This is a genomic window from Nocardia pseudobrasiliensis NBRC 108224 (assembly GCF_001613105.1).
In the GTDB taxonomy this organism is placed as follows: Bacteria; Actinomycetota; Actinomycetes; order Mycobacteriales; family Mycobacteriaceae; genus Nocardia; species Nocardia pseudobrasiliensis.
The window spans coordinates 17,656-36,035 of sequence record NZ_BDBS01000034.1; the positions used below are offsets into that span (position 1 = coordinate 17,656).

The 18,380-nt window shown below is 68.0% G+C and carries 17 protein-coding genes; 13 read left to right on the forward strand and 4 right to left on the reverse strand.

What is annotated here, in order from left to right; translation table 11 throughout:
• Both NP4_RS25855 and NP4_RS25860 read left to right on the forward strand, forming a co-directional pair.
• Complete coding sequence (locus tag NP4_RS25855) at positions 1 to 1,101, forward strand: amidohydrolase family protein (protein ID WP_068002966.1); 1,101 nt, start codon at positions 1 to 3, stop codon at positions 1,099 to 1,101.
• 4 nt (positions 1,102 to 1,105) lie between these two features.
• Complete coding sequence (locus NP4_RS25860; RefSeq protein ID WP_169813808.1) at positions 1,106 to 1,972, forward strand: alpha/beta fold hydrolase; 867 nt, start codon at positions 1,106 to 1,108, stop codon at positions 1,970 to 1,972.
• Positions 1,973 to 1,990: 18 nt separating this feature from the next.
• Here NP4_RS25860 and NP4_RS25865 read toward each other — a convergent pair whose 3' ends face one another.
• Positions 1,991 to 2,350, reverse strand: coding sequence for a histone-like nucleoid-structuring protein Lsr2 (locus NP4_RS25865; RefSeq protein ID WP_062508218.1), 360 nt, complete (start codon positions 2,348 to 2,350; stop codon positions 1,991 to 1,993).
• 618 nt (positions 2,351 to 2,968) lie between these two features.
• Between NP4_RS25865 and NP4_RS25870 the strand changes: the two genes are divergently transcribed.
• Positions 2,969 to 4,252: a lipase family protein gene (locus NP4_RS25870; protein ID WP_245998537.1), complete on the forward strand. Its 1,284-nt coding sequence runs from the start codon at positions 2,969 to 2,971 to the stop codon at positions 4,250 to 4,252.
• Here NP4_RS25870 and NP4_RS25875 read toward each other — a convergent pair.
• Both NP4_RS25875 and NP4_RS25880 read right to left on the reverse strand, forming a co-directional pair.
• Complete coding sequence (locus NP4_RS25875) at positions 4,249 to 6,189, reverse strand: YhgE/Pip family protein (RefSeq protein WP_068002971.1); 1,941 nt, start codon at positions 6,187 to 6,189, stop codon at positions 4,249 to 4,251. The two genes, NP4_RS25870 and NP4_RS25875, sit on opposite strands and share 4 nt — an antisense overlap.
• Entirely contained in the window at positions 6,186 to 6,863 is a 678-nt protein-coding gene (locus NP4_RS25880; RefSeq protein ID WP_068002973.1) for an ABC transporter ATP-binding protein, read from the reverse strand. Before NP4_RS25880 ends, NP4_RS25875 begins: the two co-directional genes overlap by 4 nt.
• Positions 6,864 to 7,009: 146 nt before the next feature.
• On the opposite strand from NP4_RS25880, the gene NP4_RS25885 reads away from it, so the two are divergent.
• Genes NP4_RS25885 through NP4_RS25900 form a run of 4 tightly spaced genes read left to right on the forward strand, consistent with a single transcriptional unit; the run spans position 7,010 to position 9,639 of the window.
• Entirely contained in the window at positions 7,010 to 7,495 is a 486-nt protein-coding gene (locus NP4_RS25885; protein ID WP_147288079.1) for a hypothetical protein, read from the forward strand.
• 12 nt (positions 7,496 to 7,507) lie between these two features.
• Positions 7,508 to 8,353 (forward strand): helix-turn-helix domain-containing protein, encoded by an 846-nt coding sequence (locus NP4_RS25890; RefSeq protein ID WP_068002979.1) that lies wholly within the window; start codon positions 7,508 to 7,510, stop codon positions 8,351 to 8,353.
• Positions 8,354 to 8,362: 9 nt separating this feature from the next.
• A complete protein-coding gene (locus tag NP4_RS25895) occupies positions 8,363 to 8,746 on the forward strand; it encodes a hypothetical protein (protein ID WP_068002981.1) in 384 nt (127 codons plus the stop codon).
• 41 nt (positions 8,747 to 8,787) lie between these two features.
• Positions 8,788 to 9,639 (forward strand): hypothetical protein, encoded by an 852-nt coding sequence (locus NP4_RS25900; RefSeq protein WP_068002983.1) that lies wholly within the window; start codon positions 8,788 to 8,790, stop codon positions 9,637 to 9,639.
• Between the two features lie 5 nt (positions 9,640 to 9,644).
• Here the strand turns inward: NP4_RS25900 and NP4_RS25905 are convergent, their stop codons facing one another.
• On the reverse strand, positions 9,645 to 10,553 hold the full coding sequence (locus NP4_RS25905) for a LysR family transcriptional regulator (protein ID WP_068002987.1): 909 nt from the start codon (positions 10,551 to 10,553) through the stop codon (positions 9,645 to 9,647).
• A gap of 119 nt (positions 10,554 to 10,672) precedes the next feature.
• Here NP4_RS25905 and NP4_RS25910 point away from each other — a divergent pair, with 119 nt between their 5' ends.
• The 6 genes from NP4_RS25910 to NP4_RS25935 all read left to right on the forward strand — a co-directional run bounded on the left by NP4_RS25910 (position 10,673) and on the right by NP4_RS25935 (position 18,335).
• The gene (locus NP4_RS25910) at positions 10,673 to 11,752 is read left to right on the forward strand and encodes a tartrate dehydrogenase (RefSeq protein ID WP_068002990.1); all 1,080 of its coding nucleotides are present in this window, start codon (positions 10,673 to 10,675) and stop codon (positions 11,750 to 11,752) included.
• Positions 11,753 to 11,776: 24 nt separating this feature from the next.
• On the forward strand, positions 11,777 to 13,051 hold the full coding sequence (locus NP4_RS25915; RefSeq protein ID WP_068002993.1) for a 2-hydroxycarboxylate transporter family protein: 1,275 nt from the start codon (positions 11,777 to 11,779) through the stop codon (positions 13,049 to 13,051).
• Positions 13,052 to 13,071: 20 nt separating this feature from the next.
• Positions 13,072 to 14,181 (forward strand): glycerate kinase, encoded by a 1,110-nt coding sequence (locus NP4_RS25920; protein ID WP_068002996.1) that lies wholly within the window; start codon positions 13,072 to 13,074, stop codon positions 14,179 to 14,181.
• Positions 14,182 to 14,234: 53 nt separating this feature from the next.
• Entirely contained in the window at positions 14,235 to 15,239 is a 1,005-nt protein-coding gene (locus tag NP4_RS25925; protein WP_245998536.1) for a polysaccharide deacetylase family protein, read from the forward strand.
• Between the two features lie 304 nt (positions 15,240 to 15,543).
• The gene (locus NP4_RS25930) at positions 15,544 to 17,910 is read left to right on the forward strand and encodes a sensor histidine kinase (RefSeq protein WP_245998534.1); all 2,367 of its coding nucleotides are present in this window, start codon (positions 15,544 to 15,546) and stop codon (positions 17,908 to 17,910) included.
• Positions 17,907 to 18,335: a roadblock/LC7 domain-containing protein gene (locus tag NP4_RS25935; RefSeq protein ID WP_245998532.1), complete on the forward strand. Its 429-nt coding sequence runs from the start codon at positions 17,907 to 17,909 to the stop codon at positions 18,333 to 18,335. The genes NP4_RS25930 and NP4_RS25935 overlap by 4 nt, the downstream gene beginning before the upstream one ends.
• Positions 18,336 to 18,380 lie beyond the last annotated feature (45 nt).

The following is an 18,380-nucleotide window of genomic DNA, read 5'->3' on the forward strand; positions in this document are numbered from 1 at the left end:
ATGGATATCGAGCTCATCGACGCGCACTGCCACGGCATCGTGGCGGCCGATCCGGACCGATCGCAGTTCGAGGCGATGCTCGGCGAGGGACGGCGCGGCAGCTTCGGCTCGGCGCTGGGACTGGCCCTACGGCGTTGGTGCGCACCACTTCTCGACCTGCCCGCCCATGCCGAACCGGAGCGGTATCTCGCCCGCCGGGCCGAACTGGGCTGGCGGGAGGTCTCGGCGCGGCTGCTGCGCGCGGCCGGTGTGTCGCGATGGTTGGTGGACACCGGATACGGTTTCGCCCCGGCCTTCGTCGACCTGTGCGGCGGTCCGGTCGGCGAGATCGTGCGCATCGAATCCGTCGCCGAACGCGTAGTCGCCGAATACGGCCTGACCGCCACAGTTTTCGACGAGATCGAACGGGCGCTGCGCGAAAGCGCCAGGAGCGCTGTCGGTTTGAAGTCCGTCGCCGCCTACCGCTGCGGGCTCGACTTCCCGGGCCACGGCATCCCGCCGTCCACCTCCGCGCTGTCGGGCACCCGGCTGACCGATCCGCGCATGCTGAGCTGGTTGGTCGGACTGGCCGCTCGCATCTCCGCCGAGTCCGGACTGCCACTGCAATTCCACACCGGATTCGGCGACACCGACCTACGGCTGCATCGCGCGGATCCCTTGCTGCTCACCGACTTTCTACGCGCCACCGAGGATTCCGGCGCGACGGTGGTGCTGCTGCACTGCTGGCCGTACCATCGCAACGCCGCCTATCTGGCCAATGTCTTCTCCCATGTGTACCTGGACCTGGGATTGACGATTCCCCATGTCGGACAGCGTGCTTCGGCGATACTGGCCGAGGCGCTGGAGCTGGCCCCGTTCGACCGGCTGTGCTACTCGTCGGATGGCTGCGGCCTCGCGGAACTGCACTACCTGGGCGCGCGACTGTGGCGGCGCGGCCTGGGACGAGTGCTCGACGAGTGGATCGCCGACGACGCCATTACCACCGCCGATGCGGACGCGCTCATCGCCGCGGTCGCGGCGGGCAATGCCGCGCGCCTGTATCCGGCCGCGACACCCCGGCCCGGCGCTGGGCCGAATTCGCCGCCGCTGCCGCTACGCTGACCGCGTGATTTCAACCGCGCCGCAGACGATTACGCTGCCCGGGGGCCACATAGCCGGATACGCCGAATACGGCGCACGCGACGGCAGCCCGGTGCTCTACTGCCACGGCATCCCGGGCTCACGCCTGGAGGCGCTGGCGCTGGACGCGGCGGGTGCGGACGCCGGCCTGCGCATCATCGCCCCCGATCGACCCGGAATGGGCATGTCGTCGTATATCGCGCGGCCGCGGGTGGCTGATTGGGCGAATATCGTGGCGGCGCTGACCGATCGGCTCGGCCTGGAGCGATTCGCGGTCGTCGGCGTGTCGGGCGGCGGGCCGTACGCGCTGGCGTGTGCGCACGGTTTGGCGGATCGGGTGAGCGCGGTGGTTCTGGTGAGTTCGATCGGTCCGATCGACGCGGAAACCGGTGAGCCGCGGAACCTGCTGATGCTGCGGCGTTTTCCATTCCTGGCCAGGCCCGTGGCGGCGCGGCTGGCGGCGCGGGTGCGGCGGCCGGGCGGGGTGGCCGGGATGGTTGCCGAGATGCCGGCGGTGGATCGGGACAAGGTGACCGAACATCCCGAGGTGCTGATGGAACTGTCGGCCAATGTGGCCGAGGCCTTTCGGCAGGGCAGCCGCGGCGTCGCGGCGGATATGCGATTGTTGTTCGCCAGGGACTGGGGTTTCCGGCTCGCGGATATCACGAACCCGGTGCAGATTTGGCACGGCGACGGGGATCGAAACGTCCCCGTCGCCGATGCGCACCGACTTGCCGCCGAACTTCCTTGCGGCCGAGCGATTGTCGTTCCCGATGCCGGGCACCTATTGGTCGTGGAGCACGCCGAGACGATTCTGGCGGCGATGCACGCCGGTGAACCCGGTCGAGCCTGAGGCGCTCGTCCTCGGCGATCAGGAATTGGCCTCGCGGTAGGCCTCGACGAGATCCTTGGGCAGGCGGCCGCGCGCGGAAACCTTACGGCCGGTCGTCTGCGCCCATTCGCGAATCTTGTTGGATTCCGCCTTGCTCAGACCCGACGCGGAGCCGGTGCCCGCGACGGCCTTGCGACCGCGGCGACCGCCGATGCGCCGCGCGGCGGAGGTGTAGGGGTCCACCGCGGCATAGAACTTGTCGCGGTTCTTCGCGCCCAACTCGATTTCGTATTCGATACCGTCGACCGCAAAGGTGATCGTCGGGTTGGGGACGATGTCGGTGTCGATCCGCTCGCCGGTCAGGTCGTCATAGGTTTCGACAATTGTCTTCTGCGCCATTCGGCAAGACTAGCATCTCTTCGGCGTCGCTTTTCCCGGTCCGCGGTGCGCCTTTGTTCGTGTAATTTCGGGCGTTGCATGATCGGCAGGCGCCCAGGTGGGAACGGGGTAGTGCGGGATGCGCAGGTGAGAGCCGATCGAATCATCGCGCGGTTGTCCGATTCGCCACCGATCGAAATAGACCGCCCCCCGTGTACCCCCGTGCCGGACGATCCGGGATGGGTGTGGTAATGCCCCGGGATGCTCATTTTGTCGTGTCATGTGCATCGACCAGCGGCCTTTTCCGTCCTATTCCCGAGGTTGTGTGGCGGATGCGTCGACGGATCGATCACCGGTGGTGCCTGACCGCGCTCGGATGAGTATATCGCTTGTGTCGCAACGTATTCGGTGAACGAATCGGTCGGGGACCGTCCGCTGTGGCACCATGAGCGCCGAAGTGTGGCTCGATGCCCGCCGGTCAGCACGTCTTTGTGCACTTTGTCTGATACTTGCTGTATCACCTCCGTGAAACTGCAGATACCGAGATAGTTCCGATTGGTGTGATGTGGATTGCACCACAGGTAGGTGTGCCAGCTCACATGCGGCCGCCCGCCATCGCACCGGTAGAAGAGAGAGTCGATGTTTGCACGTCTCGGGCAGGCGGCCGTTGTGGCCCTGGGCGCCTGCTTGATGGTCGCCGCGGCGACGACCGTTCGAGCGGATCCGGATCCCCGGCCGCCGTTGGCGATTCCCAGTGAGCAACAGATCTATCCCGCGGTGGTGCCGTTGACACCACCGGAACACGACCCCTGGTACGACGATCCCGTCGATCTGGCCGAGTTGAACAACGGCGATATCGTGCGCACTCGCGAGGTGCAGTCCTATGTGCTCGGTATCCCGATTCCGGTGACCACCAAGCAGATTCTGTATCGCAGCACCGATGCCCACGATCAGCCCATCGTGACAGCGACCACGGTGCTGGTGCCGGGTATCCCGTGGACCGGTAGCCCGCGACCGCTGGTTTCCTATGAGGAGGCCATCGACAGCACCGCGCAGATCTGCAATCCCTCCTACACGCTGCGCGCGGGATTGTTCAAGGAGATCGCGCTGACCCAGTACTTCCTGGAACAGGGCATGGCCGTGGCCATTCCGGACTTCAACGGTAAGCGCAATGCCTGGCTCAGTTCGTCGGAGGGCCGCATGGTGCTCGACGGTATTCGCGCGGCGCAGCGCGAACCCTCGCTGGGACTGCGAGATTCGGGAGTCGGACTCTACGGTTACTCCGGCGGCGGCAATGCCGCGGCATCGGCGGCCGAACTCCATGCCTCCTATGCCCCCGAACTCCGCATTCTCGGATCGGCGCAGGGTGGCGTACTCGGCGACAAGGGCGCCGAAGTTGCCGGATTACTGGGCCCGACAACCATTTACAACGTGGCCGCCCAGTGGGCGCTGTGGGCCATCGTCGGCGGATTGGCCAAGGACTATCCGGATATCCTGAAGCCGGAGGAGTTGCTCACCCCCGAGGGTTTGGCGCATCTGAAGAACATCAGCGGTCGCTGCGTCTACACCGAGGTCGTCACGGGCCTGCTGAGTCCGCCGTTCACCGAATATCTGACCGACCGCAATGCCATGGCGCGTCCGGAGATTCAGCGGTTGCTGCGCGACATCAGCTTCGGCAGTCCCGAACGCCGCCCGGATATTCCCATCCTCATGTGGCATTCGACCACCGACCAGCTCATCCCCCCGAATGCCATCCTCCCGGTGGAACAGGCCTACTGCCGCTCGGGGGTCAACCTGCGCTGGTTCACCGTACCCGCGAGCGAACACCTCTCCGCCGATGTCGAGGTGTGGCCCGCGGCCTCGGCCTGGCTGAGTTGGGTGCTGCGCGGCGGCGATCCGGGGCCGGTGCTCTGCCAGTCCTAGGTCTCGATCTGCGGATGTAGCCGCGCCACGGTCCAGACGCGTTGCCTGCGCACGACGAGGGCCGTGGCGCCGAGGAAGGCCGCCAGGAATCCGGCCAGTACCAACACATCTCGGACGAGGTTGGCGGTGAGGCCGCCGGAGATTCCGACGCGCAGGGCATCGACCAGATAGGTCATCGGGAGCAGTGGATGGACCGCGCGGAACGGAGCCGGGGTGGTCTCGACGGGATACAGGCCACCGCAGGCGGTGAGCTGCACGATGAGCAGTACCAGTGACAGTCCCTCGCCGATGGCCCCGAGCGCGACGCGCAGAAAGTGGTCGATGGCCACGAACGCCCCGGCCGCCAGGATCAGCACCGCCGCGACCGAGATCGGATGCACCGCGTCCAGGTGTAGTCCGAAATGTACTGCGGCGTAGAGGATTACGCCGCCTACCGCGGCGATCGCGGCCACCGGCAGCCATCCCGCCGCGGCCACGGTCAGCGAGCCGACCCGCCCGGCAAGCGCGCGCGGATTGAGCGGCCGGATGAACAGATAGGCCAGCAGACCCACCACCCACAGCGCGATGGAGAAGAAGAACGGGGCCAGGCCCCTGCCGTACACCCCGGCCGGATGCAGATTGTCCATGTTGATGCCGACGGGTGAGCCGAGTACGTCGGCGGCCTTCGCCGTCTGCTCGGCGCTGGTGTCCGGGATCTTGTCCACCGCGCCGTCCACCACCCCGGCCAACTTCGTCGCACCGCCGTTCAGTTGATCGGCCGCGGTTCGCAATGTGTGCGAACCGGATTCGAGTGCGGTCAGGCCCGCGGTGATCTGCGTTGCGCCCGAACCGATTTGGCGGGTGCTCGACGAGATCGCCCGCAGCGGGCTGTCGGCGCCGGTGAGCGCGCTCTGCACGGGGCCGAAATCGGTCTGCACCTGTCCGGCCGCGGTGGCGGCCTGATCGGCGGCCGCCCTGGCGTGTTCGGCCGAGGCGGCCGCACCGCCCGCCGCGTCGGTGAGGGTCTGAGCGCGCTGCAGCGCGGTGGCGAGCAGTGGATCCAGGGCGAGTTCGGGGTGGGCGACGGCCAATTGCCGCAGCGCCGCGGTGGCATCGTCGGCGCTCTGGCGGACCAGGGTGGTGCCGTCCTGGACCACGCCCATGGTCTGGGCGGCCGCGGCCGCGGCATTCGCGGCCGCGCCGACCGCGGCGGGCAGCGCGGTCGATCCGGATCCGGCCAGACTGTCGAGCGCCTGGTCGGCCCGGGTTCCGGCATCGGCCAGGCGTTGCAGGCCGTCGGTGATCCCGGCCGCGCCCGCCCGCGCCGCGGTCACGCCGTCGGTGAGCGAGACGCCGGTCTGCTGGGCGAGCACGGTGCCGTCGACCAGTGCGTGCGCACCGGTCGACGCGATCCGCAACTGCTGTTTCACCTGGGACAGCTCACCGTAGATGGCGCGCGCGTACGCGGCGTGGGCGGCGCTGTTCACCTGATCCTGTAGTTCCGATTTCGCGGCCTTGGCGATGATGCCGACGACGAAGTTGTTGGCGTCGTCGAGGGTGATGTCCAGGCTCGCCCGTTCCGGCGTCGGCTGCTGGGCGCTGACGAGTTTCGCGCTGAAATCGGACGGGACGGTCACGGTGAAGTAGTAGCGGCCGTGGGTGAGTCCGTCGCGGGCCCGGCGGGCGTCGACGAAATGCCATTGGAACGCCCCGGAGGCGCGCAGCTGATCGGTGAATTGCTTTCCGGCGTCGACCATCTGGCCGTTCGCCTCGGCCGCGTGATCCTGATTCACCACGGCGACGGGAATCTTGTCGGTGCGCCCGTAGGGATCCCAGTTCGACCACAGATACAGCGATCCGTACAGCAGCGGGATCAGCGCGAGCGCGATCGGCACCAACCGTCGCAACGGCCCGCGAAAGCGGCGGAACTCCAACAGCGCCAAGCGTAGGGCGGTCATTCGGCTACTCCTGTGGGCAGCTGGTCACGGTCGGCCGGGTGGGCGAGTTCGATCACCACGGTGGTTTCCGGGTCGAGATCATCGGGGAGCTCGTCGGTGGCGGCCAGTACGGTCAGACCCCACTCGGTCAAGGTGCGCAGAGCCGACCAGACCGGTCCGGTGGTCACATCGTCGAGGACGAGCGCGCCCGGCCGCTCGGCCGCGGTCAGGGCCACGGCGAGCAGGGTCTGTTGGTCGGGTCGCAGCTCTCCGAGCGGAATATCCTGGGGTGGTTGAAATTCCAACAATTCGAAGACGGCTTCGATTGCGGTGCGGTCGATCTCACGCCCACCGATGAGCAGGCGTTCTCGGATCAGTTCGCGCACCGGCAGTTCGGGATCGAGCGATACCGCGGGTTCGGCGCGCGCGATCGCTACGAGTTCGCGGACCCGACGGCCCTGCTCGGGGACGCGATGACCGCCGACGGCCAGTACGCCCGCGACCAGTCGCATGCGCCCGGCCAGGGCGAGCAGCAGGGAGGTTCGGCCCGAACCGCTCGGTCCGGTCACCACGCCCAGTTGCCCGGCCGCGATCGCCGCCGAAACCCCGTCGAACGCGCAACCGCGCGGACCACGTGCGCTGATACCGCGTGCCACCACTTCGACGCCGGCGAAGCCGGGAGATAACTGAGCCACGCCCGAGCGAGTAACCAGCAAATCGGAGGCGAAACAGTGACGTGCCGGACAGCGCCGTTCCGGCGCACCCGCCTGACCTGCGAGGTTGTCAGCCCCCGCCAACGTCTGGAGGATCGGAAGTGCCCGTCACCGGAAAGGTCGAAGCCATGCCAGATACCCTCGGTGCCCAAGGCACCCACCCGCGACTACCCGCCGTGCGCCCGGACCGCGACGCGCGGAATCAGTGGGCCAGTGCCAAAACAGTCCTGGTCACCCGGGTCGCGGGGCCCGGGAAGTTGATCTCCGCGGCTCGCCTCGTGGTGCCGCTGGGCGATCGGCAGCTCGCCTTTCGGATCTCGTCCTATTCGCCCGAGGCGGGTCAGCTCGCGGCCGACGGGCGCGTGCTGGTCCAGCCCGGTGACTGGCACGGCAGTCCGGCGGTCGGGTCGCATCAGCGGCAGGGCTGGGCGCAGTTGGTCACCGCGGGCAGTCTGCTCGATCATGTGCATCTGGCCATGACGACGAAATACGGTTGGCGACTGCGGGTCGCGCGGATGGGGCATCATATGGCGCGCGGTGCGGCACGCTACGGCGATGTGGTGGTGCTGGTGAATGTGCATGAGCCCAGCCCGATTCCCTTGCCCCCGGCCTGACGGAGCCGGTGCGTGATCGAGCGGCGGCTGCTGGAACTGCGTGGGGTGCTGCAGGTTTCGCCGGGCGCGGTGGTGAGCTGCCCGCCGAGGATCGTGGGAGCGCCGGATGTGGTGCGATGCTTCGGATTCGATGTGCTGGAGCCGGAACCGGTACGGCGGCGCAAGATTCCGGGCGGGACCGTGAAGATCGTCTTCGGTTGGGACGGGGTGTTCGGCGGGCGGCGGGTCGAACCCGGTGCGCTGGTGGTCGGCATGCACGATCGGGGTTCGGTGGCGACCCATTCGGGCCGGATGTGCAGTGTGCAGGTGCAATTGGAGCCGATGGCCGCCCGGCGGCTGCTCGGGACGCCGCTGCACGAACTGCGCAATGCCGCGGTGCCGCTGGACGAGTTGTTCGGGATGTCCACACGCGGTCTGGTCGAGCGACTGGCGGAGACGCCGCGCTGGGAGCGACGCTTCGAACTGGTCGGACAGTTCCTGCGCGATCGTCCCCGCGCGGCTCGCGACGACGGGGTGACCGCCGCGGTGCATCGACTGCGCGTCGCGCGCGGCGATCTGACCGTCAGCGAGCTGGCCGCCGAGTCGGGCTGGAGCCGAAGGCATTTCAGTAGACGCTTCGCCGACCAGATGGGGTTGTCGCCGCGTGCGTACGCCTCGCTGCTGCGGTTCTCCGCCGCCCTGCGCGGCCTGGCCGGACCGCTGTCGGCGGATCTGGGCCGCATGGCCCATGAACTCGGCTATTACGACCAGTCGCATCTGATCCGGGACTTCCGGCGCTTCACGGGCCTGTCGCCGAACGCGCTACTGCGCGAGGTGATGTCCCATTCATCCAATACCGCGGGTGCGCCGGCCTCCTAGCGTGAGCCCATGTCCAGATCACCGTTGCCGGTGCGGATCGCCGCCCTCGGCGTCGGCATCCACGCCATCGATCACATCCTCGTCATCCTGATTCCGCCCCTCGGGGTGAATCCGGGAACCTTCTACCACCTGATCAGCGCGCCGATCTACGCGGCGCTGATCGCGCCGCTGCTGCGCGGGCGCGCGTGGTCGCGCATCCTCATCACCTTCCTGCTGGCCTGCCAGTTCCTCGGCCGATTCGTCGTCTGGATCCTGTTCCCGCAGACCGGCGCCCACCTCGCGCTCATCGTCGGTTGGGCGATCTCGATCGTCGTCCTCGTGCTGCTGTGGGCGCCGCGAGCGTCGCGCGCGCACTTCCGTGCCGTGGGGAGCGCGAAAACCGCTAGTGCGTAGGGGTATTGGATCATCGGCGCGCCGTGCTTTCATGCGAAAGTATGTATCGCATACCGAGAAGGGCGGCGCGACTCGCCTCCGCCCTGGTAATCGCCCTGGCCGCAATCGCTTTCGCCGACACACCCGGATCCCTCGCACAGGATCCCGTCGCCGTGCCGCAACCCGACGCGACCATCGCGCCGGGTGAGGTCCGGGATCCGGATCAGCAGTCGCGGATCTACTTCAAGATCCCGGTCGCCAACGAGATGGTCCGGCTGCAAACGCATTTCACCGTGCCGCCGAAGCCGCCGCGGGTCGGGACGATGTTCCTGTGGCCCGGACTGGAACCGCGGCCCGGCGGGCGCAACTACGACCCGATCGGCCTCGGCGTACTCCAGCCGGTGCTGACCTGGGGGCAGAGCTGCGCGCCGCCCTCGCAGCCACCCGCCTATTCGACGTGGTGGATCGCCGCGATGTATGTCAATGTCGGCAACGATCCGAACTACTCGGGCTGCCGATCGGGTCGGGCGATGTCGGTCAAGGTGGGCGAGACCCTCGATATCGATATGGTCCTGAACCGGACCACGGGCGTGTGGAAGCAGACCGTGACCGGGAAGTCGGGCTCGGTGGACTTCTCGATCAATATGCGCAACCAGGCGCAAAACATGGCGCTGTTCGCCATCGAACCGTGGAACAATGCCCGTATCCCGGGCCCGCTCGACTTCTCCGACACCACGATCACCTTCCGTGATCGGGCCGACGACAGCTGCCTGCGTCCCGAACTGACCTATCAGGGTCCGGGTGGTCGCATCTCCACCCCGACCGTCGACGGCACCCGCTGCCATATCGACAGCATCAGCGTCACCAGCCCGACCCAGCGGGTGGAACCGCTCGCGGAGGCGGGTGCCCACTGATCGGATCAGAACATGTCCAGGCGGTGTGGCAGCGCGGATTTCACCGCGTCGAGCACCGCCAGTACGCGCTGTGGCGGGCGCGGCGTCGCGGCATAGGCCGCGTAGATATCGGCACTCGGCGTGGGGATATCGGGCAGTACGCGCACCAGCGCGCCGGTGCGCAGCAGCGGGCCCACCTGCCACAGCGAGCGCATGATGATGCCGTGCCCGTCCAGGCACCAGCGCGTGATGACATCGCCGTCATTGCTGATCAGGCCGCCGGTCACGCGCTGGGCGAAGGTGTCCTCGTCGGTGCCGAAACGCCAGAGGGCGTAATCGTTCTCGTTCTCGCGCAGGATCAGGCAGCGATGCTCGGCGAGCTCGGCGACCTCGCGCGGCGCGCCGTGGGCGGCCAGATAATCCGGTGCGGCGCACGGCACTCGGCGATTGCGGCACAGTCGGGTGGCCACCAGGCGTGAGTCGCGCAGCGCGCCCACATGGATGTCGATATCGAACCGGGTCCCGGCGATATTGAGCGCCAGCGCCGACAGTTCCACATCGATCTGCAGGTCCCGATGCCGCGCGGCGAATTCCGCGAGCAGCGGGGCGATATGGGCCCTGCCCAGCCCGATCGTCGAGCGTACGTGTACGCGTCCGCGCAGATCGTCGCGCTGGTGTCCGAGCGAGGTCTCCAGCTCCTCGAGCTCCGTCACCACCCGCGCCAAGCCCTCGGCATAGCGCTGCCCCTCGGGAGTGAGGGTGAGCCGCCGGGTGCTGCGCTGCATCAGCGACACCCCGAGCCGCGCCTCGATCCGGCCGAGCCGCTTGCTGACCGAGGACACCGAAACCCCCAGCTCGCGGGCGGCCTCGGTCAGACTGGGCGATCGGGCCACGACGGAGAACAGCACCACATCGTCGAGCGAACCGCCGATCACCAGATCCTCCGAATGTTTTCCGTGCCGGAAAGAGTCTCTTTCCCGTTCGAATCTTTATCCCCGGAACCCACGGGCATACGCTCGGTTCTCCGGTGGGGTAACGATATCGGAGGTTCGGTGTGGGTGAAACATTCAGGATTGCGGTAATTCCCGGCGACGGGATCGGCACGGAGGTCGTTCCGGCCGGAATCGATGTACTCGAGTCGGCGGCGTCGGCATTCGGATTCGGGTTCGAATTCGAGTATTTCGACTTCGCGAGCGCGGATTACTATGTGCGCCACGGTGTCATGCTGCCCGAGGACTGGTTCGATCGGCTGCGGCGCTTCGACGCGATCTTCTTCGGCGCGGTCGGCTGGCCGGAGATCGTGCCCGATCACATCTCGCTGTGGGGGAGCCTGCTGCAGTTTCGGCGGCGCTTCGACCAGTACGTCAGCCTGCGTCCGGTGAAACTGCTGCGCGGGGTGGCCGCCCCGCTGGCGGGTCGCGCGCCCGGTGAGGTGGATTTCTGCGTGGTGCGCGAGAATACCGAGGGCGAGTATTCCAGTATCGGCGGCAAGATATTCGAGGGGACCGAGCGGGAGACCGTCCTGCAGGAAACCGTGATGACCCGGGTGGGCGTCGACCGAATTCTGCGCTACGCCTTCGCACTTGCCGCTCGCCGTCGCGGACATCTCACCTCGGCCACCAAGAGCAATGGCATTTCGATCTCCATGCCCTATTGGGACGAACGCGTCGCCGCGGTGGCAGCCGAACATCCGGACATCGAAGTGGACAAGTATCACATCGATATTCTCGCGGCCAATTTCGTATTGCATCCGGACCGGTTCGACGTCGTGGTGGCCAGCAATCTGTTCGGTGACATCCTGTCGGATCTGGGACCGGCCTGCACCGGCACCATCGGCATCGCCCCGAGCGCGAACATCAACCCGGAGCGGCGTTTTCCCAGCCTGTTCGAGCCGGTGCACGGCTCCGCGCCCGATATCGCCGGGCGCGGGATCGCCAATCCGGTCGGACAGATCTGGGCGGGCGCGATGATGCTCGACCACCTCGGCCGCGCCGACGCCGCGGCCGCCGTACTGGCGGCGATCGAAATCGTGCTCGCGCGCGGCGATCTACTCACCCCCGACATGGGCGGCACCGCCACGACCGCGGCACTCGGACAGGCCGTTCGCGATCAGTTGAGCCTGTCGATCCACTGAACCATCCCCTCGATCGGATCCGCCATGTGCATCAAAACCCTCCCCACCGTCGACGGCGTCCCGCTGCTCATCCCGTTCTCCCTCGCCGCGATCACCATGGCGGCCGCCAGCTTCGGCGCGCTGCCGAAGGACATGCTCGGCGGGCTGGCGGTAATCGTCGGATTGGGAATGCTGTTGGGGCCCTTGGGTAATCGGCTGCCACTGATCTCGCGGATCGGCGGCGGGGCACTGACCTGCCTGATGATCCCGTCGCTGCTGGTCTATCTCGGCGCGTTCAACGACGAAACCCTCGCGGCGGTCACGCTGTTGATGAAGCAGGCCAACTTCCTCTACCTCGTGATCGCCGTGCTGGTGGTGGGCAGCATTCTGGGGATGCACCGGGCGACGATGGTCAGCGCGCTGGTGCGCATCTTCCCGCCGCTCGTGATCGGTACGGCCGCGGCGATCGTGGCGGGCCTCGCGGTGGCGATGGCCTTCGGTTACGAGGCGCAGCGGGCGTTCTTCTACATCGTGGTGCCCATAATCGGCGGCGGGGTCGGGGAGGGCGTCATCCCGCTGTCGGCGGCCTATGCCTCGGCCACCGGCGGCGTGGCGGGAGACTATGTGGCACAACTCATGCCCGCCGCGATCATCGGCAATATCGTCGCCATCGCCTCCGCGGGTGTGTTGCGGCGGCTCGGCGAGCGCAGGCCCGAACTCGACGGCGGTGGGGCGCTGGTGAAATCCGGAGCGCGGCCGGCCGTCGCGAGCGCGCCGCCCGAGGATTCGGACGCACCGGCGAGTATCGCTCTGGGCGTGCTCACCGTCTGCGGCGCTTTCGTCTTCGCCACGCTGCTCGAACATCTCGTGCACCTGCCCGCGCCGGTACTGCTGATCGTCACCGCGGTGGTGGTCAAACTCGTCGGTGTCGTACCGGTCGCGGTGGAACGCGCTGTGCGCGCGGTGTATTCGGTGATAGCGCGGCATTTCATCCAACCGACCATGGTGGGGCTGGGGCTGGTGTATCTGCCGATGTCGAGTGTGGTGGGCGTGCTCTCGCCCGGATATGTCGCGGCGTGCGCCGCGGTGGTGCTGGCGATGGTGTCGGCGGGATTGCTTGTCGGACGGCTCATTCGGATGTATCCGATCGATGCCGCACTGGTGACGGTGTGTCACAGCGGGCTCGGCGGGACCGGCGACGTGGCCATCCTGTCCGCATCCGATCGAATGAATCTCATGCCCTTCGCGCAGATCTCGACCCGGATCGGCGGGGTCTGCACCGTCGTCTCCGCGGCCGCGCTCATTCGGGTGTGGCAGTGAATCGGGCTGGGAGACAACCGATGCGGGTACTTGTCGCGCCGGACAAGTTCAAGGGCAGCCTGTCGGCCGCCGAGGTCGCCGACTGCCTGTGCGCCGGGCTGACCCGGGCGGGTGCGGTCGCGGTCGCCCTGCCGCTGGCCGACGGCGGCGATGGCAGCGTCGAGGCGGCGCTGCGCGCCGGATTCCGGGCCCACGCGGTGACGGTCGCGGGGGCCACCGGCCTGCCGCGCCGGACGCGGATCGCGATCGGAGCCGATACCGCCATGGTCGAACTCGCCCGGACCTGCGGGATGAGCACCCTGCCGGGCGGGCGGCTCGCGCCACTGGACAGTTCGAGTCTGGGTCTGGGCCAAGGGCTTCGGCAGGCGCTGCGGCACCGTCCGCGCCGCATTCTGCTCCCGCTGGGCGGCAGTGCGAGCACCGACGGCGGTATGGGCCTGCTGACCGCGCTGGGGCTGCGCTTCCTGGATCGGAGGGGACACCTGCTCGCGCCGAGCGGGCGGGCGTTGTCGCGCATCGCCGCGGTGGACGGTTCCGGGGTGGTCGATCTCGGCGGCGTCGATCTGGTGGCGGTCTGCGATGTGACCAATCCGCTGCTCGGTCCCGAGGGCTCGGCCGCGGCCTACAGCCCGCAGAAGGGCGCGAGCCCCGCGGACATCGCCCGGCTCGAGGCGGGCCTGGCCGGTCTGGTGGCGGTGCTGCGGCGCGACGGATATCCGAATGCCCCGGCGCTGGCCGATTTCGCGGGTGCGGGCAGTGCGGGCGGGGTCGGATTCGCGGCGCTGCTGCTCGGCGCCCGCCCGGTCGGTGGGGCCGCCTACTTCCTCGGCCTACTCGATTTCCCCCGGCACGCGGCGGGCTGCGATCTGATCGTCACCGCGGAGGGCCGTCTCGACGGCCAGTCGGCGCACGGGAAGTTGCCCGCCGCGATCGCCGCGCGGGCGGGTCGAATCCCGGTCGTCGCGGTCGCCGGACGAAACGAGCTGTCGCGCGGGCAGTTCGAAACGATGGGATTCATCGAGGTCCATGCCCTGGCCGACCGCACCGCCGCCGATACCGCCGCGGACCCGGAGCTGACCCGGCGGCTGCTGATGGAGATCGGCGAATCGATCGCCCGGAGCCGCATATAGTTGCTGCCGTGTTGCTAAGCCTGGAATGTCCGGGTGCGCCGTACCGTTGGCGCGTGGCGACGAACAGAGGTTTCGGCGTGCTGGCGGTGCTGTCGACCGTACTGGTCGCGGCGGTGGCGGGATGTGTCGCGGATACGGCGTCGTCCGGACCGTCGCCGGTGGCGAAGGGGCGGCCCGCGCCGTCGGCGTCGATCGCGCCCGCGGCCGTCGGGGCGAATGAACTGGGCGTCGTCCCGATCCTGATGTATCACCAGCTGAGCGCCGATCCGGCCGGTGAATACGACCAGACCCCGGCCAAATTCCGGGCCGAACTCGATCGACTGTATCGCGAGGGCTATCGCCCGGTGACGGTAGCGGACTACGTGGCGGGCACGATCGACGTCCCGGCCGGAATGCATCCGGTCGTGCTCACCTTCGACGATTCGACCAACAGCCAACTCGCGTTCACCCCCGAGGGCGGTCTGGTCCCCGACACCGCCGTCGCGATCCTCCAGGAATTCGCGACCGCGCACCCGGACTTCCGCCCGCGCGCCACCTTCTACGTCAACAACGAATCCTTCGGCAACGCCCCGGGCGCGCTGAAATGGCTCGTCGACCACGGCTACGAGGTCGGCTCGCATACCGCGACCCATCCGAATCTCGCCCAGCTCGACAATGCCGGAGTGCAGCGCGAATTCGCCGACAACGTGCGCGCGATCGAGACGGCCACCACCAGCAAGGTGCACACCATGGCCCTGCCGCTGGGCATCTATCCGGCCGAGCGCGCCCTGGCCGTCGAGGGGGCCGCCGACGGCGCGGCCTACCGATTCGACGCGGTGTTGCTGGTCGGCGCGGAACCCGCGCCCTCGCCCTACGGCGCCCTCGATCGCATGGGCATCCCGCGTATCCGGTCCGGCCAGACCGATGTCGCCTTCGCGTCGACCTATTGGCTCGATCGGCTCGCGGCCGATCCCGCGGAGCGCTACACCTCCGACGGCGATCCCAACAAGATCTCGTTTCCGTCCGGTCGCGCAACCGAATTGGCACCGGCGTGGGCCGGTCGCGCGAACCCGTACTGAGACGCGTTCGCGCCCGTCGACGTCGGATTTCCGCGAATGTGGGTCATACACAATTGAAACGGGTTCATCCGCCCCCTGGCTGGCGGTAGCTCGTCGCTATTGAACAGCGAATCCAAAGATTCTGGAAAACCCTTGGCGGGGAGGGCTTCCCGAGTTGACGCGGGAGGGGGCATATGGGATTTTGCTCACTAACTTCCGTGTGCTCGTAGTGAGTCGTCGAGCCGACACGGACCCCGGCTCGAGGAGTGGCAAGTAAGTGCGTCTACGTCTACGGCAGGAAAAGCCTGGAGACAGACCGGATTCGATGCCCGCGCCGTCGGGTGGCGAGCAGCGTGTGCTCGGCACGGCGATGGCGGGAATTCTGCGACCGCGCACAATCGGCGGTCAGTTGTCGCGCATCCTCGCCTTCGCTTTGATCTTGGTTTTCGCATTGCTTGCCGTCTCGGCCTACGGGGCGTACTCGGAATACCGCGAGGCCGACGGCACTCGGCGCGCGGTCTCACTCGCGCTGCGGGTGCAGGATCTGACCGACCAACTGCAGCGCGAGCTCGGACTGAGCAACGGTCTGCTCGGTGGTGACAACCGGCTGCAGCAGCCGATGCTGGAGCAGCGCAAGAGCGTCGACTCGACGCTGGAGTCGGTCAAGAGCGCGACCAATACCAACGCGCCCGGCGCCGACGAGGTGCGCGCGGCGCTCGGTCAGCTGAATCTGCTGTCCAATACCCGCACCCAGATCGACACCCGTCGCATCAGCCGCCCGGTCGTGATGCAGTTCTACAGCGACGCCGTCGGCGCGCTGAACCATCTGACTCTGGGTCTGGATCGCGCGAACGATCCGCAGATCCGCCGCGGCCTGCAGGCGTTCTACGCCCTGGGCGCGGCCAAGGAGCAGTTCGACCGCGAGCGCGGCTTCCTCAACGGCGTATTCGTCGTCGGGCGCTTCTCCGGCGGCGAATACGGCCAGTTCATGGAGATTCGCGCCACCAAACAGGTTGCGCTGCAGACCTTCTCGCGTTTCGCCACACGCAGCCAGCAGGCCGATCTGGACGAGGCGATGCTCGGCGACAACTCCGCCGAGGCCGATCAGGACGAGAGCGTGGCGCTGGCCTCCGGTGACGGTCCGCTGGCCCGCCCGGTGGATCCGATGTCGTGGTGGAACCGGATGACCGGCGTCATCGACGCGCAGCGCGCCGTGCAGAAGTCGGTCGGTAACGACGTGCAGGCCCGCGCCGACGATCTGCGCGGCGTGGCCACCACCAAGTTGATCATCTTCCTCGTCGGTGCGGCGATCGCCGTCATCGCGATGATCGCGCTGGTGCTCGCCTCGGTGCGCGCGCTGGTGCGGCCGCTGGCCGAATTGGCAGGCGAGGCCGACGATGTGGCCTCGCGGCGACTGCCCCAGGTCATCGAGGCGTGGGAGAATTCGGAGGACGGCCGCCCGGACGCGCCCGCGCCGGTGCGGATGCCGCCGGGGTCGAGCACCGAGATCGCGGCCGTGGCCGGTGCCCTCGACCGCGTGCAGGCCACCGCCTTCGAACTCGCCTCGCAGCAGGCGCTGGTGCGTCGTAACACCACCGAGTCGATGGCCAACCTGGCCCGCCGCAATCAGAACCTGGTGCGCCGCCAGCTCTCGCTGATCAGCGAGTTCGAGCGCAAGGAACTCGATCCGCAGGGTCTGGCCAACCTGTTCGAACTCGACCACCTCGCCACCCGCATGCGCCGCAACGCCGAAAGCCTGCTGGTGCTGGTGGGGGAGAACAGCCCCCGCCGACTGGCCCGGCCGATCGCGCTGACCAGTGTCATTCGCGCGGGTATGTCCGAGGTCGACGACTACCGCCGCGTGGTGCTGCGCCGGGTCGACGATGTGCTCATCGTCGGCGGCGTGGCCAGCGAGTTGTCGCATATGCTGGCCGAACTCATCGAGAACGGGCTGGCGTTCTCGCCGCCGGACCTCGAGGTCGAGATCTACGGCCGCCGCGCCGCGCACGGCTATCTGCTCGCCGTGGTCGACCACGGCGTCGGCATGCCCCCGGAGCAGCTCGCCCAGTCCAATGCCAAACTGCGCGGTGAACTGGACTTCATCGTCTCGCCCAGTCGCTACCTCGGCCACTACGTGGTCGGTCGCCTGGCCAAGCGCCTGGGCATCCAGGTCGAGCTGAACACCTCCCCGGTCAGCGGCATCGTCGCGCGTATGACGCTGCCCGCGGAAATGCTTGCCGCGGAACAGGACCCCCTGCCCCCGACCATCGAGGCGAAGGCCCCGCGCACCGTGATCGAACCCGCCTGGGGCGCGGATTCGGTGACCCACACCCTGGCCCAGCAACAACCGGTGACCGAGCGGATGCCCGTACCCGAACCTTTGATGCCCGCACCCAAGGCCGAACCGCTGCCGCCCGCGGCCCGCGCTCCCGAACTGCCCGCGCCCACCTCGGACCCGGGCGCGCAGACCACTCGCAACGGCCTGGTGCGGCGCAACAAGCGCGCCCGCGCCGAGACCGCGCCGAGCTCGCCGCAGCAGGCCGAACGTCCCGCGGCCCCGCGCCGGGAGCGCGGGCCCGCGCCGCAACGCTCCCCGGAGGAGACCGCCAGCATGCTGGCATCGTTCCGGGCGGGCCACGAGCGCGGCACAACGACCAACCCGACCGTGCTGACCGCAGAGGAGAATTGGTGACCACCCACGTGCCGAGCGCTGACCCGCAGACCTTCAACTGGATGCTGGGCAACTTCGTCCGGAATACCGCCGGCGTGCGCGACACCGTGGCCGTCTCCTCCGACGGACTGCTCATCGCGATGTCGGACGGTCTGGAACGCGCCGCCGCGGATCGGCTGGCCGCCATGGTGTCCGGGCTGTCCAGTCTCGCCCGCAGCGCCTCGCGCAGCTATTCCTTCGACGGACTCAAATTGATCATGATCGAGATGAAGCGGGGTTTCCTGATCGTCTCGGCCATGGGAGACGGCAGCTGCCTCGGTGTCATCGCCGATTCGAGCTGCGATGTCGGCCTGCTCGGCTATGAAATGTCGGTGCTGGCCGAACGCGCCGGATCGCTCCTTGATCCGGCGTTGATTACGGAACTGCGAGAGACTTTGCGTAGATGAGAGATAGTGATCGCCCGTGGTTGCCGGACCAGGGGGCGAGCCCGA